Genomic DNA, 734 nt, shown 5'->3' with positions numbered 1-734 from the left:
GACGTACCCAGCGTCCACACTCTTCATGACTATCGCTTGCTTGATCTCCGCTACACATTATGGAAAGACGGAACGCACCTCGGGGTTCGGAATTGGATGGCCCCACTTAGATGGTTTCATCAAATAACCGTTGATCGCCCAGTTGATAGAGTACTGTCTCCGTCTCAATTCATGCTTAATTTACACCATGAGTATGGACTCTTTGATGATACACCATGTACGTTACTCCCTTATGGAATTGAACACGGGAGTGCCGACCATACACTGGTTGTCGATGAAACCTCAAGTAAAGATACCTCTCAAGAACTCCGGTTGCTCTTTGTGGGACAATTAACGGCTCAGAAAGGTGCTCTTTGGCTAGTAAATGCGATTGACATGATGAACCGGACTGACGTCCGCCTAGACGTTCTGGGCAAAGGACCCCAGATGGAGGAAATCAAAAAGATTGCTGCTGAAAACGAAGTAATCCACGTCCATGGCTTTGTAACCGGGAGCGACCTTGACGAATTTTATAAGCTAGCAGACGCCACGGTCGTATCTTCAAAGTGGTATGATAATTCTCCGATGGTGATCTATGAGAGTTACTTCCAAGGAACCCCAGTAATTGGTGCAGATATCGGAGGGATACCAGAACTGATTGAGGAGGGGAGAACGGGTTTCCTTTTTAATCCGAATGATCAAAATTCACTACAAAATGCTATTGAGTCCGCAATTAAAACGGACAACAGAAAACT

At 45.6% G+C, this 734-nt stretch carries 1 protein-coding gene; it reads left to right on the top strand.

Going from position 1 to position 734, the window contains the following annotated elements; genetic code table 11:
* Positions 1-96: 96 nt before the first annotated feature.
* The coding region (locus DVK07_RS20170) for a glycosyltransferase (protein WP_121598564.1) at positions 97-734 on the top strand (638 nt) is incomplete at its 3' end.

It is taken from the genome of Halorubrum sp. Atlit-26R (assembly GCF_003666015.1).
Taxonomy (GTDB): domain Archaea; phylum Halobacteriota; class Halobacteria; order Halobacteriales; family Haloferacaceae; genus Halorubrum.
This window is presented reverse-complemented; position numbering and strand designations above follow the sequence as displayed.